23 protein-coding genes are annotated in these 25,831 nt (G+C 66.9%); 12 read left to right on the forward strand and 11 right to left on the reverse strand.

Annotated features, from left to right (window positions below; translation table 11 throughout):
• Window positions 1-48: 48 nt before the first annotated feature.
• The gene (locus tag ACSYG9_RS15875) at window positions 49-1,500 is read left to right on the forward strand and encodes an NAD-dependent succinate-semialdehyde dehydrogenase (RefSeq protein WP_454839085.1); all 1,452 of its coding nucleotides are present in this window, start codon (window positions 49-51) and stop codon (window positions 1,498-1,500) included.
• A 21-nt stretch (window positions 1,501-1,521) separates the two neighbouring features.
• Here ACSYG9_RS15875 and ACSYG9_RS15880 read toward each other — a convergent pair whose 3' ends face one another.
• On the reverse strand, window positions 1,522-1,845 hold the full coding sequence (locus ACSYG9_RS15880; RefSeq protein ID WP_440123484.1) for a chorismate mutase: 324 nt from the start codon (window positions 1,843-1,845) through the stop codon (window positions 1,522-1,524).
• Between the two features lie 209 nt (window positions 1,846-2,054).
• Here ACSYG9_RS15880 and pcrA point away from each other — a divergent pair, with 209 nt between their 5' ends.
• Window positions 2,055-4,421 (forward strand): DNA helicase PcrA, encoded by a 2,367-nt coding sequence (gene pcrA, locus ACSYG9_RS15885; RefSeq protein ID WP_454839086.1) that lies wholly within the window; start codon window positions 2,055-2,057, stop codon window positions 4,419-4,421.
• A gap of 86 nt (window positions 4,422-4,507) precedes the next feature.
• Here the strand turns inward: pcrA and ACSYG9_RS15890 are convergent, their stop codons facing one another.
• Window positions 4,508-5,464, reverse strand: coding sequence for a M23 family metallopeptidase (locus tag ACSYG9_RS15890; RefSeq protein WP_454839088.1), 957 nt, complete (start codon window positions 5,462-5,464; stop codon window positions 4,508-4,510).
• 488 nt (window positions 5,465-5,952) lie between these two features.
• Here ACSYG9_RS15890 and sucC point away from each other — a divergent pair, with 488 nt between their 5' ends.
• Window positions 5,953-7,122 (forward strand): ADP-forming succinate--CoA ligase subunit beta, encoded by a 1,170-nt coding sequence (gene sucC / locus ACSYG9_RS15895; RefSeq protein WP_440123487.1) that lies wholly within the window; start codon window positions 5,953-5,955, stop codon window positions 7,120-7,122.
• A gap of 15 nt (window positions 7,123-7,137) precedes the next feature.
• Window positions 7,138-8,040, forward strand: a complete 903-nt coding sequence (sucD, locus tag ACSYG9_RS15900; protein ID WP_440123488.1) for a succinate--CoA ligase subunit alpha — start codon at window positions 7,138-7,140, stop codon at window positions 8,038-8,040.
• A gap of 91 nt (window positions 8,041-8,131) precedes the next feature.
• Here sucD and ACSYG9_RS15905 read toward each other — a convergent pair whose 3' ends face one another.
• Window positions 8,132-8,752: an IMPACT family protein gene (locus ACSYG9_RS15905; RefSeq protein WP_440123489.1), complete on the reverse strand. Its 621-nt coding sequence runs from the start codon at window positions 8,750-8,752 to the stop codon at window positions 8,132-8,134.
• Between the two features lie 64 nt (window positions 8,753-8,816).
• Between ACSYG9_RS15905 and ACSYG9_RS15910 the strand changes: the two genes are divergently transcribed.
• Window positions 8,817-9,776 (forward strand): DUF5336 domain-containing protein, encoded by a 960-nt coding sequence (locus tag ACSYG9_RS15910; protein WP_454839090.1) that lies wholly within the window; start codon window positions 8,817-8,819, stop codon window positions 9,774-9,776.
• Window positions 9,777-9,825: 49 nt separating this feature from the next.
• Window positions 9,826-11,424, forward strand: a complete 1,599-nt coding sequence (locus ACSYG9_RS15915) for a cell division protein PerM (protein ID WP_440123491.1) — start codon at window positions 9,826-9,828, stop codon at window positions 11,422-11,424.
• Here the strand turns inward: ACSYG9_RS15915 and ACSYG9_RS15920 are convergent.
• Complete coding sequence (locus ACSYG9_RS15920) at window positions 11,421-11,570, reverse strand: hypothetical protein (RefSeq protein ID WP_440123492.1); 150 nt, start codon at window positions 11,568-11,570, stop codon at window positions 11,421-11,423. The two genes, ACSYG9_RS15915 and ACSYG9_RS15920, sit on opposite strands and share 4 nt — an antisense overlap.
• On the opposite strand from ACSYG9_RS15920, the gene purN reads away from it, so the two are divergent.
• Together purN and purH are read left to right on the forward strand one after the other, a co-directional pair.
• Window positions 11,500-12,126: a phosphoribosylglycinamide formyltransferase gene (gene purN, locus ACSYG9_RS15925; RefSeq protein WP_440127674.1), complete on the forward strand. Its 627-nt coding sequence runs from the start codon at window positions 11,500-11,502 to the stop codon at window positions 12,124-12,126. The genes ACSYG9_RS15920 and purN overlap by 71 nt on opposite strands.
• On the forward strand, window positions 12,113-13,723 hold the full coding sequence (gene purH / locus ACSYG9_RS15930; protein WP_440123493.1) for a bifunctional phosphoribosylaminoimidazolecarboxamide formyltransferase/IMP cyclohydrolase: 1,611 nt from the start codon (window positions 12,113-12,115) through the stop codon (window positions 13,721-13,723). Before purN ends, purH begins: the two co-directional genes overlap by 14 nt.
• A gap of 55 nt (window positions 13,724-13,778) precedes the next feature.
• On the opposite strand, the gene ACSYG9_RS15935 is transcribed toward purH, so the two are convergent.
• From ACSYG9_RS15935 to ACSYG9_RS15945, 3 genes are all read right to left on the reverse strand, one after another.
• Window positions 13,779-14,015, reverse strand: a complete 237-nt coding sequence (locus ACSYG9_RS15935) for a hypothetical protein (protein ID WP_440123494.1) — start codon at window positions 14,013-14,015, stop codon at window positions 13,779-13,781.
• Window positions 14,016-14,288: 273 nt separating this feature from the next.
• A complete protein-coding gene (locus ACSYG9_RS15940; protein ID WP_440123495.1) occupies window positions 14,289-15,260 on the reverse strand; it encodes a serine aminopeptidase domain-containing protein in 972 nt (323 codons plus the stop codon).
• A gap of 38 nt (window positions 15,261-15,298) precedes the next feature.
• Complete coding sequence (locus tag ACSYG9_RS15945; RefSeq protein ID WP_440123496.1) at window positions 15,299-15,880, reverse strand: DUF4126 domain-containing protein; 582 nt, start codon at window positions 15,878-15,880, stop codon at window positions 15,299-15,301.
• Between the two features lie 99 nt (window positions 15,881-15,979).
• Here ACSYG9_RS15945 and ACSYG9_RS15950 point away from each other — a divergent pair, with 99 nt between their 5' ends.
• Entirely contained in the window at window positions 15,980-17,365 is a 1,386-nt protein-coding gene (locus ACSYG9_RS15950) for a sigma 54-interacting transcriptional regulator (protein WP_440123497.1), read from the forward strand.
• Window positions 17,365-19,299 carry a vWA domain-containing protein gene (locus ACSYG9_RS15955; RefSeq protein ID WP_454839092.1) on the forward strand — a complete coding sequence of 645 codons (1,935 nt, stop codon included), beginning with the start codon at window positions 17,365-17,367 and terminating at the stop codon, window positions 19,297-19,299. Before ACSYG9_RS15950 ends, ACSYG9_RS15955 begins: the two co-directional genes overlap by 1 nt.
• 10 nt (window positions 19,300-19,309) lie before the next feature.
• Here ACSYG9_RS15955 and ACSYG9_RS15960 read toward each other — a convergent pair whose 3' ends face one another.
• Genes ACSYG9_RS15960 through ACSYG9_RS15970 form a run of 3 tightly spaced genes read right to left on the reverse strand, consistent with a single transcriptional unit; the run spans window position 19,310 to window position 21,306 of the window.
• A complete protein-coding gene (locus tag ACSYG9_RS15960) occupies window positions 19,310-19,690 on the reverse strand; it encodes a hypothetical protein (protein WP_440123499.1) in 381 nt (126 codons plus the stop codon).
• A 47-nt stretch (window positions 19,691-19,737) separates the two neighbouring features.
• Window positions 19,738-20,910 (reverse strand): MFS transporter, encoded by a 1,173-nt coding sequence (locus ACSYG9_RS15965; protein ID WP_454839093.1) that lies wholly within the window; start codon window positions 20,908-20,910, stop codon window positions 19,738-19,740.
• Window positions 20,911-20,913: 3 nt separating this feature from the next.
• Entirely contained in the window at window positions 20,914-21,306 is a 393-nt protein-coding gene (locus ACSYG9_RS15970) for a hypothetical protein (RefSeq protein WP_440123501.1), read from the reverse strand.
• Window positions 21,307-21,367: 61 nt separating this feature from the next.
• On the opposite strand from ACSYG9_RS15970, the gene ACSYG9_RS15975 reads away from it, so the two are divergent.
• The gene (locus tag ACSYG9_RS15975; protein WP_440123502.1) at window positions 21,368-23,083 is read left to right on the forward strand and encodes an ABC transporter transmembrane domain-containing protein; all 1,716 of its coding nucleotides are present in this window, start codon (window positions 21,368-21,370) and stop codon (window positions 23,081-23,083) included.
• Window positions 23,080-24,870: an ABC transporter transmembrane domain-containing protein gene (locus ACSYG9_RS15980; RefSeq protein WP_440123503.1), complete on the forward strand. Its 1,791-nt coding sequence runs from the start codon at window positions 23,080-23,082 to the stop codon at window positions 24,868-24,870. Before ACSYG9_RS15975 ends, ACSYG9_RS15980 begins: the two co-directional genes overlap by 4 nt.
• Here the strand turns inward: ACSYG9_RS15980 and ACSYG9_RS15985 are convergent.
• Complete coding sequence (locus ACSYG9_RS15985; RefSeq protein ID WP_454839095.1) at window positions 24,859-25,785, reverse strand: AEC family transporter; 927 nt, start codon at window positions 25,783-25,785, stop codon at window positions 24,859-24,861. The two genes, ACSYG9_RS15980 and ACSYG9_RS15985, sit on opposite strands and share 12 nt — an antisense overlap.
• Window positions 25,786-25,831: the final 46 nt, after the last annotated feature.

Here is a 25,831-nt window from a genome sequence, read left to right on the forward strand (position 1 = left end):
TACTGCTGGGTTGATGACGAACCGTGTCCTACCGAGCACTATGAGGAAATGGACACCGCAGAGTTGATCCGTTCCGTTCCCACAGACCTGTTCCTCGGTGGCCGCTGGGTGCCCGCCGAAAACCACACCGTCTTTGCCGTCCACGACCCCGCCACCGGCGACGAACTGACCCGAGTGGCGGATGCCTCGCCCGGCGACGCCGCCACAGCCCTCGATGCGGCGGTGGCTGCAGGGCCCGACTGGGCGGCGACCCCTCCGCGGCAGCGCGGCGAGATCCTGCGGAGTGCCTTCGAGAAGGTCACTGCCCGCGCCGACGACTTCGCACACCTCATGTCGCTCGAGATGGGTAAAGCACTACCCGAGAGCCGATCCGAAGTCGCCTACGGCGCCGAGTTCCTGCGGTGGTTCTCCGAGGAAGCCGTCCGCATCCCCGGCCGCTACACCCAGGCGCCGGCCGGGACCGGACGTATTCTCGTCACCAAGCAGCCGGTGGGTCCGTGCCTCGCGATCACCCCGTGGAACTTCCCACTCGCGATGGGCACCCGCAAGATCGGTCCCGCCTTCGCTGCCGGCTGCACCATGCTCGTCAAACCCGCCTCCGAGACCCCGCTGACGTTGCTGCTGCTCGCAGAGATCTTCGCCGAAGCAGGACTGCCCGAGGGCGTGCTGTCCGTGCTCCCGACATCCCACGCGAGCGCTGTCACCGGGCCACTCCTCGAAGACCCACGGCTGAGGAAGCTCACCTTCACCGGATCGACCGGGGTGGGTCGCGCGCTCGCCGAAACCGCAGGCCGCTCACTGCTTCGCACATCACTCGAACTCGGCGGCAACGCGCCGTTCCTGGTGTTCGAGGACGCCGACCTCGACGACGCCGTCGATGGCGCAGTGGCCGCGAAACTGCGCAACGGCGGCGAAGCCTGCACGGCAGCGAACCGATTCCACGTCGCGAACTCCGTGAAGGAAGAATTCGTCACCAGGCTGGCCGAACGGATGTCGACATACCGCATGGGCCCAGGCACCCACTCGGACACGACACTCGGACCCCTGATCAACGAAGCCCAGCGAAACACCGTCGTCGAACTCGTCGACGACGCCATCTCGGCCGGTGCACGAGTGCGCCTCGGCGGACAGGTGCCGGACGGGCCGGGATGGTTCTATCCCGCGACGGTGATCGACGACGTACCGCAGCGGGCCCGCATCCTGCGCGAGGAAGTGTTCGGTCCGGTGGCCGCGATCAGCGGATTCGACACCGAGGACGAAGCGATCGCCGCAGCGAATGCCACCGAGTACGGATTGGCGGCTTACGCCTTCACCAAGGACCTCGACCGGGCGTTGCGCCTGTCGGATGCGATCGAGTCGGGCATCCTGGGCGTCAATCGGGGAGTGGTCTCCGACGTCGCGGCGCCGTTCGGTGGCGTCAAGGACTCAGGCCTCGGTCGGGAAGGCGGCAGTGAAGGGATCGAGGAGTACCTCGACACGAAGTACATCGCCTTGCAGTGACCGACGGCTCGGGGGCGCCTGCTAGTGGCCGAGGCGTCCCCGGCCGAGGCGCAGAAGCAGCATCGCCAGGGTGTGACCTTCCTGCCCGAGCTCGCTGAAGCGCTCGAGTACTTTCATCTCGCGGCTGTGGACGAGTCTGGTGCCACCGGAAGCCATGCGAGTGCGGCCGATCAGACGGGACACCTCGGCGCGACGCTTGACTGCGGCCAGAATCTCCGCGTCGAGGCGGTCGATCTCCTGGCGGAGCTTGTCGATCTCGGCCTCGGAGGTGGGCACGGGGTCGGCTGCGGCACCGTTCGGGGTGGCGGCACCGCCGGTCAGGGAAGCGTCGATGTTCGTACTCATGTCGTCTCCTCGAGTCAGCTCTGGAATCGTCCGGGAATCGGGGGCTGTTACCCGGATCGGGAAACGTCGGTGGTCGAGACGCGGAACCGACCGTGTGCGCGCAGCTCGGCCGAACGAAGGACACATGACATGGCGTCCAGTTTGCCACCCGTACACCGAGCGGCCAAGTCGGATTCGATGTCCGACCCGTCCGGTAGTTTTAGAGGACGATGAACACTCCTGCAGCGCTCGCCCATTCGCTCCCCGCTTCCGACGCCCTTCTCGAGGGCCTCAATCCGCAACAGCGGGAAGCGGTCACCCACGAGGGGGCTCCGCTGCTCATCGTCGCGGGAGCGGGTTCGGGCAAAACCGCTGTGCTCACCCGCCGTATCGCATATCTGCTGGCCGAGCGCGGTGTCACCCCCGGGCAGGTGCTCGCCATCACCTTCACCAACAAGGCCGCGGCCGAGATGCGCGAGCGTGTGGCGGGGCTCGTCGGGCCGCGTGCGCATTCGATGTGGGTTTCGACGTTCCATTCGAGCTGCGTGCGGATCCTGCGTGCGCAATCCGCGTTGCTGACCGGCATGAACTCCAATTTCACGATCTACGACTCCGACGATTCCCGTCGTCTGCTGACGATGATTGCCAAGGATCTCGAGCTCGACACCAAGAAGTACTCCGCCAGGCTGCTCGCCACCCAGATCTCGAACCTGAAGAACGAGCTGATAGGCCCTGAGGAAGCCGCCGCGACCGCAAGTTCCGATCCCGCTCCGCTCCCGAAGATCGTCGCGAGTGTGTACGCGCAGTATCAGAAGCGGTTGCGTGCGGCCAATGCATTCGACTTCGACGACCTCATCGGCGAGACGGTCGCACTTCTGCAGGCTCATCCGCAGGTCACCGAGTATTACCGCCGTCGCTTCCGTCACGTTCTCGTCGACGAATACCAGGACACCAACCACGCGCAATACGTGCTCGTGCGTACCCTCGTCGGCGACCCTGACGAACCGGGCGATGTCCCGCCGAGCGAGCTGTGCGTGGTGGGAGACGCCGACCAGTCGATCTACGCGTTCCGCGGCGCGACGATTCGCAACATAGAGGAGTTCGAGCGCGACTATCCCCAGGCGCGCACCATTCTGCTGGAGCAGAACTACCGTTCGACACAGAACATCCTGTCGGCCGCGAACGCCGTCATCTCCCGCAATACCGGCCGACGGGAGAAGCGACTGTGGACCGACGCGGGAACGGGTGAGGCGATCACCGGCTACGTGGCCGACAACGAGCACGACGAAGCCCGGTTCGTCGCCTCCGAAATCGACCGGCTGGTCGACACCGGCGAGGTCAAGTACTCCGATATCGCCGTGTTCTACCGCACCAACAATGCTTCCCGGCCTTTCGAAGACGTGTTCATCCGTCACGGTGTGCCCTACAAGGTGGTCGGGGGAGTGCGGTTCTACGAGCGTAAGGAAGTGCGCGACGCCGTCGCGTACCTCAAGGCTCTCGACAATCCCCACGACACGGTGAGCCTGCGCCGTATCCTCAATACCCCGCGCCGTGGCATCGGTGATCGTGCCGAGGCGTGTGTCGCCGTCCACGCAGAACGGTACGGCGTGAGTTTCGGGCAGGCGCTGCTCGATGCCGCTGAGGGCAATGTCGCGCTGTTGAACACGCGTGCGCAGAAGGCAATTGCGGGTTTTGTCGGCATGCTCGACGACTTGCGAACGATGTTGAGCGAGACCGACGCCGACGGAAATGACGCGGTCGACATCGGCGACGTGGTCGAGGCGATCATCGAACGCAGCGGTTACCGTGCCGAACTTGCCGCCAGCGACGACCCTCAGGACGGCACCCGCCTCGACAACTTGCACGAACTGGTCAGTGTGGCAAGAGAGTTCAGCTCGGATGCCCGCAACGCTGCCGGGGTGGTCGATCCTGAACTCGAGGAGGGCGAACCCGCGCCCGGCTCTCTGGCCGCATTCCTCGAGAAGGTGTCGCTGGTCGCGGATGCAGATCAGCTTCCCGACAACGACGACGGCGTCGTCACGCTCATGACACTGCACACCGCGAAGGGGCTGGAGTTCCCGGTGGTGTTCGTAACCGGTTGGGAAGACGGTCAGTTCCCGCACATGCGTGCGCTCGGCGACCCGGCCGAACTGTCCGAGGAGCGACGCCTCGCGTACGTGGGTATCACCCGCGCGCGTCGTCGTCTCTACCTGTCGCGCGCGATACTGCGCTCGGCGTGGGGGCAGCCGGTGACCAACCCGGAATCGCGTTTCTTGCAAGAGGTTCCGCAGGAGCTCGTCGATTGGCGTCGGGCCGATCCAGGTCCGGCGCGTGGGCAGTCCATCGGGTCGGGTACCGGATCTCGCTTCTCCGCCGGCGAATCACGTTCGGCGACTCCGAGTTTCGGAGCGCCGCGAGGGCGCAACAATCATCTGGTGCTTGCCGTGGGCGACCGCGTCACACACGACAAGTACGGTCTGGGGACGGTGCTCGAAACCAAGGGATCCGGGCCCACCGCGACGGTGGTCATCGACTTCGGAACTGCGGGTAAGGTGCGGCTGATGCTGGTCGGCGGTGTGCCGATGACCAAGCTTTGAGGAAAGTGGCGGCGCCGCGGCCAGCGGGGGAAATCACGCGGAGTAGCGACGCGGTGGCGTCTTCCGTAAGCGCCGGAGTGCTCTGCTCAGTCGGCGTTCTGGCCGAGGGAGATGCCTCGTGTGGCGAGCCACGGCAACGGGTCGATCTTGTCGACGCCGCCGAGGTGAACCTCGAAGTGCAGGTGCGGGCCGGTGGAGAATCCGCGGTTGCCCATGGTGGCGATCTGATCGCCCGCCATGACCTTCTGACCGACGGTGACGAGCGATTCGTTGATATGCCCGTACACGGTGACCGTGCCGTCTGCGTGGAGCAGGCGAACCCACATGCCGAATCCCTGGGCCGGACCGGAGTCGATGACCTCGCCGTCGGCGACCGCGAGGATTGGGGTGCCGATCGGGCCTGCGATGTCGACACCCGCGTGCAGGGTGCCCCACCGGGCTCCGAAATTCGAGGTGAACGCGCCGACGGCAGGCAGTACGAACAGGGGACGGCGGGCGGCTTCTTCGCGTGCTGCCCGCTCCTCGCTGAAACGCTGGCCCTTGGCGAGCAGGTTGGAGAACTGCGACAGATCGTTGGGATCTGCAATGTTGAGAACCTGGGGTGCCTGTGACGGCGCTGCGCCGTTGCTCGCAGAATCGGAGGCGAACTGGGCTGCCTGCGGCACGGCCGTCGCGGTGAGGGTGTTCGCGTTCGAGGTGTCGGCGGCGAGTGCGATCTCGGAGGTCTCGGGGCTCGAACCGGAAGTGCTGGTCGCGGCCTGTCCTGCGGCGACGACGGCACCGGCGGCGACCGCAAAGACGGCTGCGCGACCCTTGAGTGCGGTGGGGGGAGTGGGGATGCGGTGGGCACCCGTACGCGGCGCGGGGGAGTTGACGTTCTCGACCGGCTCGCTGCCGTAGTAGGTGGGTTGTGCCTTACCGGTGTTGCGGAAGTCGGTATCGCAGAAGTGCTGGGTATCGGACGAACTCCAGGGGTCCCAGGCGTCGTCGGGGGTGGTGGAGCGGCGAGCGGGGCTGCCGGTGATCTGGCTGCCTGGACGCATGCCGTCCTCCTTCGTCGTGACCTCATCGTTACTCGAGCTGGAGGTGACGGTAACGAAACGGTCGCGTAGGTGGCAAGCCGTATGTCCGAAGCGGGCGCTTATGTGACTGGCATCACAGGTTGGACCTGGGTGGATCCGGTCATTCCCCCCAGGTCACGAATTCAAACCTTCGATGAGTGCGGAGATTGCGAATGTGATCGTCGGGTGTCCTGCATGCCTGTGCGCGCGATCACCGGAACCCGCTCCGGGTGCCGGTCGCCATGCGGTCTCGGTCACCTGTCATCCTGGTTCAGGTGGTCCTCTCGGGTGTCGTACAGCTGCCTTCCCGGAGGTAACCCCCGTGAGGTAATACGAGGCCTGCGGAGCCCGTGATGTGTGCCACAGAGTGCGGGCGCAGTCGTTTCGTAGGTCGTCCGAGAAACTAGAGTCCGAAATCGGCCCGCTCAATACCCCCGAGCGGGCGAGAACGCAGACGAGACGGTGAGCAGATGGATCTCTTCGAATACCAGGCGAAGGAACTCTTCGCCAAGCATGACGTGCCGACATCGGCCGGCCGTGTGACCGACACCGTCGCCGGTGCCCGCGAGATCGCCGAGGAAATCGGCAAGCCCGTGATGGTCAAGGCGCAGGTCAAGGTCGGTGGCCGTGGTAAGGCCGGCGGCGTGAAGTACTCCGCGACCGCAGACGACGCGCAGACCCACGCCGAGAACATTCTCGGCCTCGACATCAAGGGTCATATCGTCAAGAAGCTGCTGGTTGCAGAGGCGAGCGAGATTGCGGAGGAGTACTACATCTCCTTCCTGCTCGACCGCACCAACCGCACCTACCTGGCGATGTGCTCGGTCGAGGGTGGCATGGAGATCGAAGAGGTCGCCGCCACGAAGCCCGACCGCCTGGCGAAGATCGCCGTCGACGCCGTCAAGGGCGTCGACCTCGCGTTCGCGCGCGAGATCGCAGAGAAGGGCCACCTGCCCGCCGAGGTTCTCGATGCCGCGGCTGTGACCATCCAGAAGCTGTGGGAGGTCTTCATCAAGGAGGACGCTCTCCTCGTCGAGGTCAACCCCCTCGTCCGTACGCCCGACGACCAGATCCTCGCCCTCGACGGCAAGGTCACCCTGGATGCGAACGCCGACTTCCGTCAGCCCGGCCACGCCGAGTTCGAGGACAAGGACGCGACGGATCCGCTCGAGCTCAAGGCCAAGGAGAACGACCTCAACTACGTCAAGCTCGACGGCGAGGTCGGAATCATCGGCAACGGCGCAGGTCTGGTCATGTCGACCCTGGACGTCGTCGCCTACGCAGGCGAGAAGCACGGCGGCGTCAAGCCGGCCAACTTCCTCGACATCGGCGGCGGCGCCTCCGCTGCAGTCATGGCTGCCGGACTCGACGTCATTCTGAACGACGCGCAGGTCAAGAGCGTGTTCGTGAACGTCTTCGGTGGCATCACCGCGTGTGACGCGGTCGCCAACGGCATCGTCGGTGCACTGAAGACCCTGGGCGACGAGGCCAACAAGCCGCTCGTCGTGCGCCTGGACGGCAACAACGTCGACGAGGGTCGGCGCATCCTCGCCGAGGCCGCTCACCCGCTGGTCACGGTCGTCGCAACCATGGACGAGGCTGCCGACAAGGCTGCCGAGCTCGCCTTCGCCGCGAAGTAAGGGACACACAGAACAATGGCAATCTTCCTGACCAAGGATTCCAAGGTCATCGTCCAGGGCATCACCGGCGGCGAGGGCACCAAGCACACCGCACTGATGCTCAAGGCAGGCACCCAGGTCGTCGGTGGCGTGAACGCCCGCAAGGCAGGCACCACGGTCTCGCACACGGACAAGGACGGCAACGCCGTCGAGCTGCCCGTCTTCGGCACCGTCGCGGAGGCCATGAAGGAGACCGGCGCGGACGTCTCGATCGCGTTCGTTCCCCCGGCCTTCTCCAAGGACGCCATCGTCGAGGCCATCGACGCCGAGATCCCGCTGCTCGTCGTCATCACCGAGGGCATCCCGGTGCAGGACTCCGCGTACGCGTGGGCCTACAACGTCGAAAAGGGCAACAAGACCCGGATCATCGGCCCCAACTGCCCCGGCATCATCACCCCCGGTGAGGCGCTCGTCGGCATCACCCCGGCGAACATCGCGGGCAAGGGCCCGGTCGGCCTGGTTTCGAAGTCCGGCACCCTGACCTACCAGATGATGTTCGAGCTCCGTGAGTACGGCTTCTCGACCGCCATCGGCATCGGCGGCGACCCGGTCATCGGCACCACCCACATCGACGCCATCGAGGCGTTCGAGAAGGATCCCCAGACCAAGGTCATCGTGATGATCGGCGAGATCGGTGGCGACGCCGAAGAGCGCGCAGCCGACTACATCAAGGCCAACGTCACGAAGCCGGTCGTCGGCTATGTTGCGGGCTTCACCGCTCCCGAAGGCAAGACGATGGGCCACGCAGGCGCCATCGTCTCCGGCTCGTCGGGCACGGCGCAGGCCAAGAAGGACGCTCTCGAAGCTGCAGGCGTCAAGGTCGGCAAGACGCCGTCCGAGACCGCTGCACTCGCGCGCGAGATCCTCGCATCGCTCTGAGCTGGTAGCGCCTGAGCAGATTCACCGCGGCGCCCACCCGGACCATACAGCCGGGGGGCGCCGCGTGCTCGTTCTCCGGTGAGTGCCGCTCCTACCGGTCGATCCACTCCGTGCCTGCCGGTTCGAGCTCGCCTGCACCCGAGGTCAGCGAAGCCACCAGGCCTTCGAGCTCGGCCGCATCGCCCGCCACCGTGAATTCCACCCGGTCGGTGTAGACGACGTCGAGCACTGCCACGCCCCGTCCGCGCAGTTCTGCTTCGAGTCGCCCGGCGTCGGCATGCCCGACATCGAAGGTGAACCGCTCACGTTTTTGTCGTTCGACGAGTGCGGCGGTGTCCAGCGCCGTCGACACCGCCCCGGAGTAAGCGCGCACCAGACCTCCCGCGCCGAGTTTGATACCGCCGAACCAGCGCGTGACCACCACGACAATGTTCACGAGGTCGCGGTGGTGCAGCACCTGCAGTATCGGGACGCCGGCTGTGCCGCCGGGCTCGCCGTCGTCGCTCGACCGTTCCGCCCGTTGCGCCTGGTCGTCGCCCACGACGAATGCCCAGCAATGGTGACGGGCATCCGGATACAGACGACGTTGTTCCTCCACGAAACCGGCGGCGTCGCCGGTCGAGTCGACCCGCCGCAGCGCGGCGAGGAAGCGCGAATGCTTCACCTCCGTTTCCACGACGACATCGGATCCGAGCGCGAGTGTGTGCGGCATGGCCACCATTCTGGCGTCGGGTGCATAGGGTGGTGATCAGCGACCGACTACTGCAGGAGGATCGATGTCATACCCCAGCGGCCCATCCGTCCAGAGCAAGGTTGTGCCGTTGCTGTTACCGATCGGCGTGGCGGTGCTCGGCGTCGTGAGTTTCATCGTCGGGCTCGCCCCGTACGTGAGGATCACGTTCGGCTCGTTCGTGTCGCTGTCGTCGTTCGACTTCGGGTTTGCGGTCGTGCCGCTGGCGTTTCTGCTTTTCGGCGGTGGTTGCGCGGCGCTGTCCTTGCTGCCCGGCCAGGATCTACGTGCTATAGCGGTCGTCGCGTCGGGGGTCGGATTCGTGACGTCGCTGTTCCAGCTGTTCCACCTGCCTCAGGACACCGGCATCGCCTGGGGCGGTGTGACGATTCTCGTCCTCGGTCTCCTGCAGACGGCGCTTGCGGTGTTCGCGCTGCTCTTCGGTATCGGCGTGCTGGTGCCGGGGCAGCGATCTGCCCCGCAGGGCGTGTACGGGCAGGGCTTCCAGCCGCAGTCCTTCCAGCAAGGTGCACCCCAGCAGGGCCAGCAATCTCCGGCGGGCCAGTTCGGCGCGCAATCTCCCGGGCAGGGATACGGCACCCAGGGATACGGCGCTCAGGGATACGGCAGTCAGGGGATTGGAGCTCAACAGTTCGGAGCTCAGCAGTTCGGGGCCCAGCAACAGCAGTTCGGTGCGCAACAGGGCGGTCAGACCCAGTACCCGGGGATGCAGCACTACCCGGGCCGGCAGGACACCTTTTCGGGGCAGACACCCGGGCAGGCTCCCTACAGCGAGTACCTGCAGCCCTACGTGGCGGCACAGCGCGAGGCAGGGCAGTCCCACGACCCGGGGCAGTCCCACGACCCGACCCGGTCGCAGGAGGCCGAGCCCGAACAGGCCCGCGAGACCGAGTCGAGTACGTCCCCTGCGGCCGAGAACCCTGTGGCCGAGAACACCCAGGATGCGCCGACTCAGGTGTTCCGCGCGCCCGACGACCAGCGGTGACCGGCGCGCCTGACGCAGTCGGCCGAACGACGGTGCAACCATCGAGGTGATGACTTCGACGCTAGGCCGGCCAGTTCGGCACACACCTTCCGATGACGAGCACATCGACTCGGAGCGCTTCCGGATCCTGATCGCAGCGGCGGCGCGTGTCCCCGCGGTGACGATCGCCTTCGTCGCGACCGTCGTGGTGATCACAATGGTCGTGGCGAACAGCGATCTGACAGGGATCTACGCGGCGATCGCCGGCACATGGCTGGCACTGCACCAGGTGACCCTGTCGATCGACGACACGTCGCTCGGCGTGCTCCCATTGCTGCCCACGGGGCTGATCGTGTGGCAGGCGGCGCGGGCGAGTGCCTCCGCCGTGGATTCGACCATCGACCACACCGAACAGAATCTGACGCTGCAGGATGCGGCGCGGATCGTTGTCGCAACCCTCGCGGGCCCGATGATCGTGACCGTGATCGCCCTGGTCGTGATGCAGGACGCCGCGGGAGTGCTCCCGGTGACGACCCCCAATGCTGCCGCTGCCCTCTCCTGGGTGAACGGCCTGTATCTCCTGGCCGCCGTGTTGGGGATCGGTTCCCGGACGTGGCGCGTGGTGTGCAGGAGGTACGAAGTCCCCGAGTGGCTCGTCCTGTCGGTGCGCCCGGCAGTGCGAGCGCTCCTGAGCATGTTCGCGATAGGCGGTGTCCTCACGCTGGTGGGCATGGCGTTGTCGTGGACCACCATGGGCGACCTGCTCGAGCGTGGCGAGGGAGTCGTCGGTGTCCTCGGTCTGACGGTGCTGTCGGTTCTCTATCTCCCCAACGTCTTCTTGGGTGCCTCGTCGATCCTTGCCGGTAGCACCGTGCAGTTCGGTGACGTCCGATTGAGCCTGTTCGAGGCGAGCGGCGGCGACTTGCCTGCGCTGCCCGTCCTCGCCGCGATTCCCGCCGGTCCTGCAGCTGCGTTCTGGCCGGTGATGCTTGCGGTTCCCGCGACCGTCGGGGCGCTCGCGGGCCGGTTCGTGGCGCACCGTGTCCTGCAGGCGCAGGCCGATGGCCTCCCGGTGCGCAGTTCCGACGCGTCGCTGACGCTTCTCGCGGCCGCCGCGCAGACCGGCGTCGCGATCGCGCTGCTGACCTGGGCTGCAGGTGGTCCGCTCGGGATCTTCGGGATCGTGGGGAGCAATTGGTGGCTCACGGGTGTTCTGGTGTTCGCGTGGGTCGGGCTGCTCGGGCTGATCACCGCGCAGTTGCTGATGTGGCGCGAAGGCAAGTTCGCGGCAGCGCAGGTGGCCGAGGACGAGTACGACGACTACGAAGACGAGTACGACGACCTCGATGGTGACGACGGGGACGACCAGGTCAAGGCGATCGAGGGCCCCGGTGCGGATACTGCGGATGACGGCGAGGAGGCCGCCGATCCCGAAGATGTCGAGGAGCCGGCCACCGAAGACGACGACACCGAAGACGCAGGCACCGAAGACGCAGGCACCGAAGACGAAGTCCTCGAAGCTCGGGATACCGACGGCGAAGCCGAGGACTCCGACGACCCGAACGTCACCGACCCGAATGTCATCGACGCAGAAGTCGTCGACCTCGAAGACGAGGAGTCGGACGCGCACGAGGAGGTCGAAGAAAAGCGTGGGAAGGAAGGCGACTAGTCTCTGAGGCGGCCGCCTTTCCGGCCTGCCCCCTCGAGTTCCAGGAGTACAGCGCTGACTGCCTCGCGTGACCAGCTGCCGCCCACCGCGCCCGCGCGGATCGTCGTCCTCGCTTCGGGCACGGGAAGTCTTCTGCGTTCGCTCATCGACGCGACTTTCACCGACGACTACCCTGCGCGGATCGTTGCCGTCGGAGTCGACCGCGAGTGCGCTGCGCAAGAGCATGCCGCTGCTGCCGATATCCCACACTTCAAAGCGAGCTTGCGCGACTACACCGACCGCGGCGAGTGGGATCGCGCCCTCACGGAGGCCGTCGCGAAACACGAACCCGACCTCATCGTCACCGCAGGGTTCATGAAGATCCTCGGCGCCGCTTTCCTCGGACGTTTCGGGGGGCGCATCATCAACACGCATCCCGCTCTGCTGCCGTCGTTCCCCGGTGCGCACGCTGTGCCCGACGCGCTGGCCTACGGCGTGAGGGTTTCGGGGTCGACCGTGCACCTCGTCGACGGTGGCGTCGACACCGGTCCGATTCTTGCGCAGGAAACCGTGCCGGTCCTCGACGGCGACGATGAGGCTGCCTTGCACGAACGCATCAAGATTGTGGAACGACGCTTGCTGGTCGACGTTGTCGCCGCCGTCGCGACCCGTGGAGTTGTATCCGATGGACGAAAGGCCGTGATCCCCAGTGACCGAACGTAAGACTGTGCGCCGCGCACTGGTCAGCGTCTACGACAAGAGCGGACTGGTCGAGCTGGCGAGTGGGCTGCACGACGCGGGCGTCGAACTGGTGTCCACCGGCTCCACCGCCGCGACGATCGCCGGTGCAGGCGTGCCCGTGACCCGGGTCGAGGAGCTCACCGGGTTCCCCGAATGTCTCGAAGGCCGCGTCAAGACGCTGCACCCGCGCGTACACGCAGGCATCCTCGCGGACACGCGCAAGCAGGACCACCTCGACCAGATCGCCGATCTCGGTATCGAGGCGTTCGAGCTGGTGATCGTCAACCTGTATCCGTTCACGCAGACCGTGGCCTCGGGCGCGACTCCCGACGAGTGCGTCGAGCAGATCGATATCGGTGGCCCGTCCATGGTGCGTGCTGCGGCGAAGAACCACCCGTCGGTCGCGGTGGTTGTCGACCCCGCCGGCTACGGTGACGTCCTCGAGTCCGTCAAGGGCGGCGGGTTCACGCTGGCCCAGCGCAAGCGTCTTGCGGCGCAGGCCTTCCAGCACACCGCTGCATACGACGTCGCGGTTGCGAGCTGGATGAACGCCGGCTACGCGAACGGGGCGAGCGAAGCGACGGGAAATGCCGCCGCGACCGATGAGGTCATCGCAGAGGGCGGCGACTCGCAGTTCCCTGCGTGGGCAGGTGCGACATGGGTCCGCGCGAATGTCCTGCGCTACGGCGAGAACCCGCATCAGGCCGCTGCGCTGTATGTGTCCGAGGACGGCGAGCCGGGTCTGGCGCAGGCCGAGCAGTTCCACGGCAAGGAAATGTCGTACAACAACTACCAGGACGCCGATGCTGCGTGGCGCGCTGCGCACGACCACAGCGAGCCGTGCGTCGCGATCATCAAGCATGCCAATCCGTGTGGCATCGCGATCGCCGACGATATCGCCGCCGCCCACCGCAATGCGCACGAGTGCGACCCGGTGTCGGCGTACGGTGGCGTGATCGCCGCGAACCGTGAGGTGAGCGTGAAGATGGCCGAGCAGGTCGCCGAGATCTTCACCGAGGTGATCATCGCCCCCGCGTACGCGGACGGTGCCGTCGAGGTGCTCTCCCGAAAGAAGAACATCCGCATCCTGCGCGCGGATTCGCCGAAGACCGCACAGATCGAGATGCGTCAGATCTCCGGCGGATTGCTTCTGCAGGAGCGCGACGCGCTCACCGCTGACGGAGATGCGCCCGCCAACTGGCAGCTCGCGTGCGGAGATCCGGCCGACGAGGCGACACTGCGCGATCTCGAGTTCGCGTGGCGCACGGTTCGTGCCGTCAAGTCCAACGCGATCCTGCTGGTGTCCGGCGGGGCGACCGTCGGTGTCGGTATGGGCCAGGTCAACCGGGTCGATTCGTCTCGCCTCGCGGTGGCCCGCGCCGGGGACCGTGTCGTCGGCTCCGTCGCAGCGTCCGACGCGTTCTTCCCGTTCGCGGACGGTCTGCAGGTGCTGACCGAGGCGGGCGTCAAGGCTGTGGTGCAGCCGGGCGGCTCAGTGCGCGACAGCGATGTCATCGAGGCTGCTCGCGAAGCAGGCATCACGCTGTACTTGACGGGTGCCCGCCACTTCGCGCACTGATGTTGCGTTGAGAGAGTATTTCTCGCAGGGCTACCGCCCACTCGCAGTTGCTGTTTCAGGCAGCGTGCGGGTGGGCGGTGTGCTGTGCGGGAGCATCTGCGTCGAGGACGCCGCGATCGTCGGCGATGACGAGGCGGGCGGCACCGCGATCGAGCAGCTTACGGATGAGATCGGCAGCTTCTGCGGCTTTTTCTGCATCGACGTGGCTGAGATCGATCGTGATGGCGTGGCCTGTCAGATCGTCGGGCAGGGTTTTCGGGATCTCGCCGGTAGGGGAGAGTCGGAATTTCATGGTGTTCTCCTGTTGGAAGGGAAAGAAAAAGGCACCCGGGGCGATGTGCCCGGGTGCCGAGAGCGGAGTCGTCGAGGACTCTATTCTCGGGGTTGCCGCGGGGCTACGTGGAAGTGGAAGTAGGCGAACGGTACGAAGCGGCGCTTGCAGAACTGATACTGACGTTGCATCGGACCGTACCTTTCTTGTGTGCTCCAGCGGGTTAACGGCAAACCATACACGATTTACACGTAAGCGACATCCAAAATTCCCCGCGCGGTCGCGGGCCTCTGGTCAGAGCGATTTGATCCACTTCTCGAAACCGCTGGTGAACTCCTCGGAGTACGGCAGATCGGCGACGTAGTCGGAGCCGGTGGACTGCTGCTCGCCGATGTCCTTGAGGACGTGGTTGGTGCGTTGCATGCGCAGCGACGTCAAGCGGGTGTGCACCAGCGCGGAATCGAGCGCGTCGACGTCCTCGATCCGGACCTGAATGTCTTTCGACGAGACGGTCGTGAGGACGGGAAGATTGCCGTCGATCTGCGCGGCGAGCATCCGGGGATCGAGTGCGTCCTCTTCTGCGAGGGCTTTCGCGTTGGCCGAGACGAGACCGGCGTTGCGGAGCGGTTCGGGCAGGTCGTCACTCAAGGTACCGTCGGCGCGGAGCGACTCGACCGCACCGGCGAGCGCGAGACGCAGTTGATCGGCGATCTGCACGGGCAGCTGCCGTGCAGACACCACCGCGTCGAGCTGGGCATCGATTTGGGCGGTGAGCAGATCGAGCAGGCGCACGGCCAGCGGCTCGAGGAGACCGAGGCCCTTGATGTCGATGTCGGTGCGAGCGTTGTTCTGCGCGAGCGACAGGGCGATCAGTGCTCCCTCGCTGTGCCCGATGACGTACATCCGCGAGGAATCCACGCCGCGTTGCTTTGCGAGAAAGGCCAGGGCGTCGGCGGCGGCTTCGATGAACGTCGAGAACCCGAGATCGGCGACGTCCTCGACGTCGTAGGGGCCGAGGCCCGTGGTGCCGCTGCCGAGCTTGTCGTAGCGCAAGCTTGCGAATCCGTTGTCTTCGAGGACGTCGGCGAGGTGCCGGAGAGTGCCGATCTTCCCCGGGAGCAGGGCGCTGTCGCCGTTGCGATCGGTGGGGCCGCTGCCCGCGAGCAACAGCACCGCCGGCACCGCTCCCTTGATCGAGACGGGAATGCGCATGCTGCCGTGCAGGGTCACATCGCCGCTGGAAAAGGTGATCTCGGTGTCCGACATGTCATTTGTCTATCAGAAGGGCACCCCTCGGTGGACACTCAGGCCGTTCCGGCAGACCGCGCGCGTCGCATCCGGCCGTACCCCTTGAATCCGAGCCAGCCGAACAAGATCAACAGAGGGATCACCAACAGCGGCAGGACCAGCGAGATCAGCGACGTCACGAACGACGCCACGCTGTCGATCACCGACAACACCGGATTGCCGAAGCCCGCGGTTGTGGCGGTACTCACGGCGCGCGTTCCGGTCTGCGCCGTGCTCACCGCGAGCGCGGTGGGCGCGCCGACGACGATCCCGGCGATCGCCGCCCACGCCGGATCGAGGTTGCTGAGCGCTGCCCATGCCACCAGCGCTCCCGCGACCGGGCGGGTGACCGTACCGGCCAGAGACAACGCATTGTCGACGAACGGGATCAGATCGGCGAGCACTTCTGTGACCGTCGCGATCGTGAGCGCGGTCAGAGCAGCGGTGGAACCGACCCACAACATCGAGTCACCCACGACGATGCCGAAGAGTTCGAAGTGCACCGCAGCGCTCAACATCAGCAGCGGGAGGAATGTGCGCAACCCGGTCGCGGCGGCCAGGCCGAGTCCGAGCAGCACCGCCAGGAACCAGGTGTCCATGAGCGGCAGTGTATGCGCGAGGCCCCGTGTTGCCGTCGTTTCGCTCGCTCGATTCGCGAGGGGGTGCCGAAACGACGCGACGGTCGTACCTTGGGTGGGGTGACCTCTCCCACATCCCGCCCGTCCACTCTCGGTGAGCTGCGCGCGTCCGGACACGTGCAGCGCTCCGTCAAGGACGAGATCAGACAGAATCTGCTCACTGCGCTGCGCGACGACACCGACCCGTGGCCCGGCATCGTCGGGTTCGACGAGACCGTGGTCCCGCAGCTCGAGCGGGCACTGCTCGCCGGCCACGATGTGGTGCTGCTCGGTGAACGAGGCCAGGGCAAGACCCGCCTGCTGCGCACCCTGCCGCTGCTCCTCGACGAATGGACACCCGTGATCGCCGGCTCGGAGCTGGGCGAGCACCCCTACGAGCCGATCACGCCCGCCTCCATCCGGCGCGCCGCCGAACTCGGTGACGACCTTCCCGTCGCGTGGCGGCACCGCAGCGAACGGTACGCAGAAAAGCTGGCGACCCCGGACACATCCGTGGCCGACCTCGTGGGCGATGTCGATCCTGTCAAGGTCGCCGAGGGGCGCAGCCTAGGTGATCCCGAGACCATCCATTTCGGTCTGGTACCGCGGTCGCACCGCGGCATCGTCGCCGTCAACGAGCTGCCCGATCTTGCCGAGCGCATCCAGGTGTCGCTGCTGAACGTGATGGAGGAACGCGACATCCAAGTGCGCGGATACACCATCAGGCTGCCGCTCGACGTACTGCTCGTCGCGAGCGCCAACCCGGAGGACTACACGAACCGCGGACGCATCATCACACCGCTCAAGGACCGCTTCGGCGCAGAGATCCGCACCCACTACCCGATGGAACTCGACGACGAGATCGCGGTCATCCGGCAGGAAGCCGAACTGCAGGCCCGTGTTCCCGGTTTCCTGCTCGAGATCCTGGCTCGCTTCACCCGGCTGCTGCGCGAGTCGACATCGGTCGACCAGAGGTCCGGAGTGTCGGCGCGGTTCGCGGTCGCGGGAGCGGAGACCGTTGCTGCCGCAGCCGTTCGTCGCGGTGCCGTCCTGGGCGAGGACGACCCGGTCGCGCGCCCGGTCGATCTCGGCACCGTCGTCGAGGTCCTGCGGGGCAAGGTCGAATTCGAGTCCGGCGAGGAGGGACGCGAATTCGAGGTGCTCGACCACCTGCTGCGCCGCGCGACCGCCGAGACTGCCCGCGCCCGCCTGGCCGGTATCGATCTCGCCCCGCTCGTCTCTGCCGTCGAACAGGGCGAGCCCGTCGTGACTGGGGAACGGATCACGGCGAAGGTGCTGCTCGACGAGCTGCCCGAACTGCCTGTGCTCGACGACATCGCCGACCGGCTCGCCGCGAACGACCCCGGAACCAGGGCGTCCGCACTCGAACTCGCACTCGAGGGGCTCTATCTTGCGCGCCGGATCGCGAAGGACACCGGCGACGACGGCGCGGCGGTGTACTCCTGATGAGTCGGGCGGCTCGCTACGGTCCGTACCACGGCGGTGATCCACTCGCCCCGCCCGTGGATCTGCGCGACGCGCTCGCCTCCATCGGCGACGATGTCCTCGCCGGCAGCTCGCCGCGACAGGCGCTGCGTGAATTGCTCCGCCGCGGGCAGGGCACTATGCGGGGCCTGGACAAACTTGCAGCGCAGGCGAACAGGCGTAGGCGTGAGCTGCTCGACCGCAACAATCTCGACGGAACTCTGCGGGAGGTGCGTGAGCTGCTGGACAAGGCTGTCCTCGAAGAGCGGAAGACGCTCGCGCGCGCCCTCGATGACGATGCGCGCTTCTCGGAGATGCGCATGGAGGAACTCCCGGGCTCCACCGCGCAGGCCGTACAGGAACTGGCCGACTACGACTGGCGGAGCGCTCAGGCGCGCGAGGACTACGAGAAGATCCGCGATCTGCTGGGCCGGGAGATGCTGGACCAGAGGTTCGCGGGCATGAAACAGGCGCTCGAAGGCGCGACCGACGAAGACCGGCAGCGCATCGCCGAGATGCTCTCGGATCTCAACGATCTGCTCGACAAGCACTCCCGTGGCGAGGACACCCCGGAGGACTTCGAGCAGTTCATGGCCGAGCACGGCGATTTCTTCCCGGAGAATCCGCAGAATGTCGAGGAACTGCTCGATTCGCTCGCGCAGCGTGCCGCCGCTGCGCAGCGACTGCGCAATTCGTTGACTCAGGAACAGCGCGACGAACTCGATGCGCTGGCTCAACAGGCGTTCGGCTCCCCGGATCTCATGCAGCAACTCGACCGTCTCGACGGTAATCTGCGTGCGGCCCGGCCCGGCGAGGACTGGACGGGTTCGCAGCGATTCCGCGGCGACGAGGGCATGGGTCTCGGGGAAGGCACCGGCGCGCTGCAGGAGATCTCGGAACTCGACCAGCTCGCCGAGCAGTTGTCGCAGCAGTATGCGGGTGCCTCGCTGGACGACATCGACCTCGATGCCCTCGAACGTCATCTCGGCCCGGAAGCTGCCGCCGATGTGCGGACGCTCGCCGAACTCGAGAAGGAACTGCAGAAGCAGGGGTACTTCGATCGCGGCGCGGATGGGCAGTGGCGTCTGTCGCCCAAGGCCATGCGCCAACTCGGGCAGCACGCGCTGCGCGATGTGATGAACCGTCTCTCGTCGCGGGGTGGACAACGAGAGACGCGGCGTGCCGGGGCGATGGGGGAACCGACCGGAGCAGCGCGGTCGTGGGAATTCGGCGACACCGAACCGTGGGATGTCGTGCGCACGTTGACCAATGCGACGTTGCGCGACCCCGGGGTGCCCGTTCGGATGACGGTCTCGGACGTCGAAGTCGTCGAGACGGAACAGCGCGCACAGGCTGCGGTTGCGCTTCTCGTCGACACCTCGTTCTCGATGGTCATGGACGGACGGTGGGTGCCGATGAAGCGCACCGCCCTCGCGCTGAATCATCTGGTGTCGACCCGTTTTCGCGGTGATGCACTGCAGCTCATCGCGTTCGGTCGGCACGCGCGGGTGGTCACGGCCCCCGAACTTGCAGGATTGGACGGCGTCTACGAGCAGGGCACCAATCTGCATCACGCGCTGTTGCTCGCCGGACGGCATCTGCGACGTCATCCGAACGCGCAGCCGGTGGTGCTCGTCGTCACCGACGGCGAACCGACCGCGCACCTGGAACCGGATGGGTATGCGGCGTTCGACTACCCGCCCAGCGCGCGGACCCTCGGGCTGACCGTGCGCGAGCTCGACCATCTCGCAAAGATCGATGCGCAGGTGACGATCTTCCGGCTCGGCGACGATCCCGGGCTCGCCCGGATCGTCGACAGGATGGCCCGTCGTGTGGCCGGCCGGGTGGTCGCTCCGGACCTCGACGGTCTCGGTGCGGCGGTGGTGGGCAATTACGTACGGATGCGTCGCAGGTAGGTGCGGGCCGTCAGCGCGTGACGCGGCTCGCTGACGGCAACGCGGCGGCGCACACCGCGGCCCATCCGGCCGCGACACCCATGACCTTGGCTTTCGCGGAGGGCGGACTGGCAATACCGAACGCGACGACGTCGCCGAGGTCGAACGCGACCCTCGCCGCAACGGCCGACCGGAGCGGTGCTCCCGGTGTGGCCAGCATCATCGAGAGTCCGGACAGCACGTCGCGGGCACCGAGGGCAATGCCGAGGGCGCGACCGGTGCGGGTTTCTCCGCTTCCTCGTGCCTCGAGTTCGGCGGCATGCACCAGCGACGCGGGGCGCAACGCGGTGTAGGCGCCGTACGCGGCGGTCAGTAGCCCGACGATGCGGGGATATGCGGGCGACAGGTTCATCTTCTGGTAGTACCCGGATTCCCCTCGTGTATTCGCGCGGAGACGAATCAGCGGCGCAGCGCCCGCCACGTGGAGGTGGCTGCTGCGGACAACAGCGCGGCCGTCACCCAGAACACCGACGCCACCCCCGCAACACCGGCGACCGCGCCCGCCGCGAGCGGCACCGCGACCTGCCCGAGCCGGTTGCCCGTCAACCGCACCGCCAGCGCCGAGGCCCGATCCGACGGTTCCACCAGCTCGACCACCCACGTCATCGTCAGTGGCTGACCCACGCCCCAGAAAACCCCGCATACCGCGAGCAGCAGACCGATCACCCACGGGTTCGGCACCACGGGAATCAGCGCGACCGGCACGATCGTGCCAGCGGTCGCCGACAACAGCAGTCGGCGTCGCGGGATCCGGCGCAACGCCCACGGCAGCAGCGCCCGGGACACGATCGATGCGACCGTCCGCGCGGTGAGCAGCACCGATACGAGCAGGACCCCGAAACCGAACTGCTCTCCGAGCAGCGGCAGGTACACGACGACGAGGTCGACGGAGGCCAGCACGATCAGGCTCGACAACATCGCCGGCTTCATCCCGGGTGTGGCGAGCATCGAGCGAACCGACTGCGGTGGGCCGTCGTCTGCAGTGCGCCCGGAGCCGAGCGGCTCCCGCAGACCGATGACGAACGGCAGGGCGAGCGCCGCCAGCACTGTCATCGCGATGAGCGCGCCGGTGGTCTCGACGGTGCCGTCGCTCGTGCTGTGGGTCGCGGCGATCGCACCCGCGACCGGAACTCCTACGGCCTGCCCGACCGACACACCGAGGGTGATGCCGGCGAACCCGCGATCGAGTTCGCCGGGCGACGACAGGATCGACACGAACGCCTGACCCGAGACGGTGACGAGCAGTTGACCGAGCCCGAGCACGATATTGCCGAGTCCGAGCACCAGCAGGCCGGAACTGAGCGCGATCGATCCGAGACCCACGGTGGACACGACGATCCCACCGCGCAGGATCACGGTCGCGTGGCCGCGGTCGACGGCGCGACCCATCCGTACTGCCGCGAGCAGCGGCACGATCGCATACAGGGCGGTGATCATGCCGATCGTCGCGGCGTCGCCGCCGAGAGCGAGGATCCGGTACGACACCAGCACACGCACCGACTGGAATGCTGCGTGCAGCAGCGCGGTGGAGATGCAGAGATAGAGCAGCCAGTGCCGGGGCGGGGAATGCATCGATCAGGAGGCGGTGACCACTCGATCCCCGAGGGGCGACTGCAACGGCACCTCGATGGTCCCGAACACCGCGACCATGATGCACATGCTGTCCTGCGCCTCCGGCAGGGTGCCGCCCTCGAGCGACACCGTCACGACGTCATCGGTCTCGGTCACGGCGGGGTCGACGCCGAAACACTCCGGGGTTCCGGTCTCGAAATGCAGAGACAGCCGGTCGTCGCCGATGCGTGAGAACGACGTGATGGTGAGCGGATGTGCTTCGACGATGTCCGGTCGGGCCGAGAACACCGTGGCGCCTGCCGGTTCGGGGCTCTCCGGTAGCGGGTCGACATCCGGGGGCGTCGAACCGCACGCAGCGGCGAGAAGGCAGCAGGCGAAGAGCACGACGAGACGCATGCGTTCCACCGTAGGCGTGCCACGTGGCAATGTGTGTACCCGCGCACCACAACGGAGGAACATGAAGCTGCCAGTCTTTTTCGACCCGCCACCCCGGGCGATGCCGACACCCGAGGTCGTCGTCGACGACACCCTGACACCCCGCCGCTTCACCGTGCGGACGATGCTGGCGGCGAAGAAGTGGACGACCCCGGCTGCGTTGCTCGTTGCGATCCATCAGGTGTGCGAGACGCTGGTGCCCGTCGTCATGGGGCATGCCATCGACCGGGCGGTCGCGACCAGGGATTTCGATGCCCTGTGGCGATGGCTGCTCGTCCTCGCCCTCGTATTCGCGGTCCTGACGGTTTCGGCACGCTTCGGTGGGCGCATCGGACAGGCGGGCATGCTTGCGGTCCAGCATCGGATGCGCACGCGTGTGACCGACCGGATCCTCGACGTGCGCGGCGTCGGCGGCCCGCAGCGCACCCCCGGCGACATGCTGAATATCGCAACCTCGGACGTCGAACAGCTTGCTCGCGGTATCGCCGTCATGGTGTACCCGATCGGGCATGTCGTCGCTGTGGTGTTCGGCGCCGTCGTGCTGCTGAGCGTGTCGTGGCCGCTCGGCCTGGCGATCCTCGTCGGAGCGCCCGTGATCCTGTGGTTGCTCGACAAGGGTTCCGGTCCGCTGCGGCGGCGCAGCTTCGAGGAGCAGAAGGTGGCGGGGGCTGCAGCAGGTACCGCCACCGACCTCGTCACCGGCATCCGCGTGGTCAAGGGCATCGGCGCCGACGCGGAGGCGTCGCGGCGATACGTCGGCGCGAGTCGTCGAGCGCTCGACGGTGTGCTCCGTTCGGCGCGCGCCGAAGGCGCCTACATTGCCTCCATGGAATTCGCGTCGGGCCTGCTCATCGTCGGTGTCGCGGTGGCCGCGGGCGCGATGGCCGTCTCCGGCTCGCTCACTGTCGGGCAGCTCATCACCGTCGTCGGCGTGACACAGGTGATCATGGGGCCGCTCGCCGCGCTCGGATCCAACATGGGCGCGGTGTGGGCGGCAGCGGTCGCCTCTGCCGAACGGGTCCTGAGTGTTCTGCAAGCACCCCCCGCAGTCGACACCGGCGATCGTGACGCCCCGGACGAGGGCACCCTCGAATTCGAGGCGTTCACGGCCGGGCGACTACGTGATCTGAATCTGACGATCGCAGCCGGCAAGTTCACCGTCGTCCATACCGACGCCGAGACCACCGCTGATCTGGTCGCTGTGCTCGCGCGGTCGCGTCACCCGGAACACGGACGAGTCCTGGTGGGCGGCGTCGACCTGTTCGATCTGGGGAACGACGCGGCGCGACGCAGCGTGCGGGTGGTGCCCCACGCGTCGCACCTGTTCGAGGGCACTGTCGTGGACAACATCGCTGCGGGTGTCCCGGACGACGCACCCGACGCCGATGCCCGCGTCACTCGCGCGGTGTTCGCCGCGGCGTGCGATGACGTCGCGCGGGTGCTTCCCGCTGGCCTCGACACACCGGTCGGCGAAGCGGGCAGGTTGCTCTCCGGTGGACAGCGTCAACGTGTCTCGCTTGCACGCGCTCTCGCGGCGCCCGCGGAAGTGCTGGTGCTGGTCGACCCCACGACGGCCGTCGATTCCGTTACCGAGGCCGCGATCGCCGAGCGCGTACCCGAACTCCGGCGCGGACGGACCACTGTGGTGTTCACGCGGTCGCCCGCGTTCACGGCGGCGGCCGACGATGTGCTCGAGCTGAGCGACCTTTCCTTCGCAGTTTCCGGAGATGATCGATGAGTACTACTGCTATTCGTGCGGGCGAGCGGTTCCGGACCGCGGATGCGCGCGGCACCGTGCGTGTTGCGCGGTCCGTGTTCGCAGGTAAGGGTCGTATGGCCTCCGGCGTATTCGTCGTGCTGGTGGTCGGTGCAGCGGCCGGTCTGGTGACGCCGTGGGCGATGGGGCGATCCGTCGACGTCGTGCTCGAAGGCGGCGATCTCACCGACATCGCGTGGCTTGCGGGAACAATGGTCGCCGGAGTCATCGTGTTCGCAGCATTGAGCGGTCTCGGGCTCATGCTCACCTCGCAGCTGTTCGAGACAGGCCTGGCGCGCTTGCGCGAACGTATGCTGGAGGCCGCGATGCGGCTGCCGCTGGCCAGGATCGAATCGGCGGGCAGCGGCGACCTCGTGTCGCGGGCGACCGACGATGTGGCCCAGGTCAGTTCCGCGATCCGCGAGGCCGCGCCGGCGATCTCCGGTGCACTGTTCACCGTCGTCCTCACGATGTTCGGTCTCGCGGTACTGGACTGGCGGTTCCTGATCGTGCTGATCGTGGTGTTGCCGGTCCACTATCTGGGTGCGCGTATGTACACGCGGGATGCGCCGCCGATCTACCAGCAGTCGCGGGTGGCAATGGGGGAGCGCGCTCACCACGTGCTCGGCGGGATCCGCGGCCTTCCGACGGTGCACGCGTTCGATCTCGGCCCGAGCCTGGCAGGCCCGATCGACGAGCATTCGTGGTGGGTTGCGCGCTGGGAGTTGCGGGCCCGCATCGTCGTCAACCGTCTGTTCGGGCGAGTCAATCTCGCCGAGTTCCTGGGAATGGCCTCGATCCTGTTCGTCGGCTTCCTGCTTGTGGACAACGACGCGATCACTGTCGGCGTCACGACTACCGCGATGCTGTTCTTCTTGCGCCTGTTCGGTCCGCTGGGTCAGTTGCTGATGGTGATGGACTCGCTGCAGAGCGGTCTTGCGTCCTTGTCGCGGATCGCGGGTCTGATCGAGGAATGCGAGGAATTCGAGGGCGCCGACCGTGAGCCTCGGGTTGCAACGCAGCCGGCGGGGCGTGAACTCGTTGCGCGCGACGTGCATTTCGGATACGACACCGGGCCGGAGATCGTCCACGGAGTGGACCTGACGATCGGCGACGGCGAACACGTCGCGCTCGTCGGTGCCTCCGGGGCAGGAAAGACGACGTTCGCCGCGGTGCTCGCGGGTGTGCACCCGGCGAGCGCCGGAACCGTCACTTTCGGCGGGGTCCCCATCGGCGAACTGGGCGACGAGCGTCGCACGCGCGAGATCGCTCTCGTCACCCAGGAAGTGCACGTGTTCTCCGGGTCGGTGCGCGACGATCTCCGGATGGCGGCGCCCCACGCAGAGGACGGCACGCTCGTCGAGGTGCTCGAGAGGGTCGGTGCACACGGCTGGGTGTCGCGGCTGCCCTCGGGGCTCGACACCGAGGTGGGCTCGGGTGGCCACGTACTCACTCCGATGCAGGAACAGCAGCTTGCGCTGGCACGTCTGATCCTGCTCGATCCGGCGTTGGTGATTCTCGACGAGGCGACCGCGGATGCGGGGTCGGCCGGTGCCGACGAACTCGAGGCGTCGGCCGAGGAGGCGTTGCGGGGGCGGAGCGCCCTGATCGTCGCGCATCGGCTGAGTCAGGCAGCGCGGGCCGACCGCATCGTCCTGATGGACGACGGGCGGATCGTCGAACAGGGCTCACACGACGACTTGGTCGCTCGGGGTGGCCGGTATGCGCGGTTGTGGGCGGCGTGGTCGGTGGGCCGGTCAGGCGAGTAGTGCCGCGACCACGCCGAGTCCGGGGATCGCCGCGAGCGTCGTGACGAGCGCGGCGTCGCGGGCCAGGACCATGCCGCGACCGTAGGCGCTCGCGTAGACGAACACGCTCTGGGCAGTCGGCAGCATCGCGACGACGACCACCGCGAACAGTTCGGTTCCGTCGAGACCGAGCAGGTAGCGACCCATCGCCCACGCGAGCAGTGGTTGGACGACGATCTTGAGTACCGATGCGAGCGCAACGTCGCGACGGGGACTGGTGCCCTTCTGGAGTACGCGCACACCCTGCAGCGACAACCCGAACGCGAGAAGCGCGCCGGGTACCGACGCGCCGCCGAGCAGCTGGATCGGCTGCAGCAGCGCGTCGGGCACATGCCACCCCGTTCCCGCGACGACGAGTCCCGCGGCACCGGCGACGACGATGGGGTTCTTGAACGGTGTGATGAGCGTTTCGAGTCGCGATGCTCCCGGTCGCGCGGTGGACAGATCGAGTGCGGTGAGAGCGATGGGGGAGAGCACGATGATCTGGAAGAGCATCAGCGGCGCGACGAACGACGCATCACCGAGAACGAACACCGCGATGGGGATCCCGAGGTTGGCGGAGTTGACGTATCCGGCGGAGAGCGCACCGACCGTCAACTCCGGTACCGCACGCTTCAGCCACAGTCGCGCGATCAGGAGATAGCCGATGGCAACGGCGAATGCGGTGGCCGCGCCGACGTAGAGGTGTTCGGAGAAGATCGTCGACAGGTCGGAGGTTGCGAGGGCGTCGAACAACAATGCGGGCGTCGCAACGACGAACACGATGCGGCTGAGCACGGTCTGCGCCTCGGCGCCGAGGGTGCCGCGCCGGCCCAGCACGAAGCCGATTGCGATGATCACGAAGATCACAGTGAACCCCGAGATCACACCAGACACGGTTGCTCAGTCTAACGACCTGTTCCGAGCCTCCGTCGAGTGTGCA

This window comes from Rhodococcus sp. SJ-2, assembly GCF_053750035.1.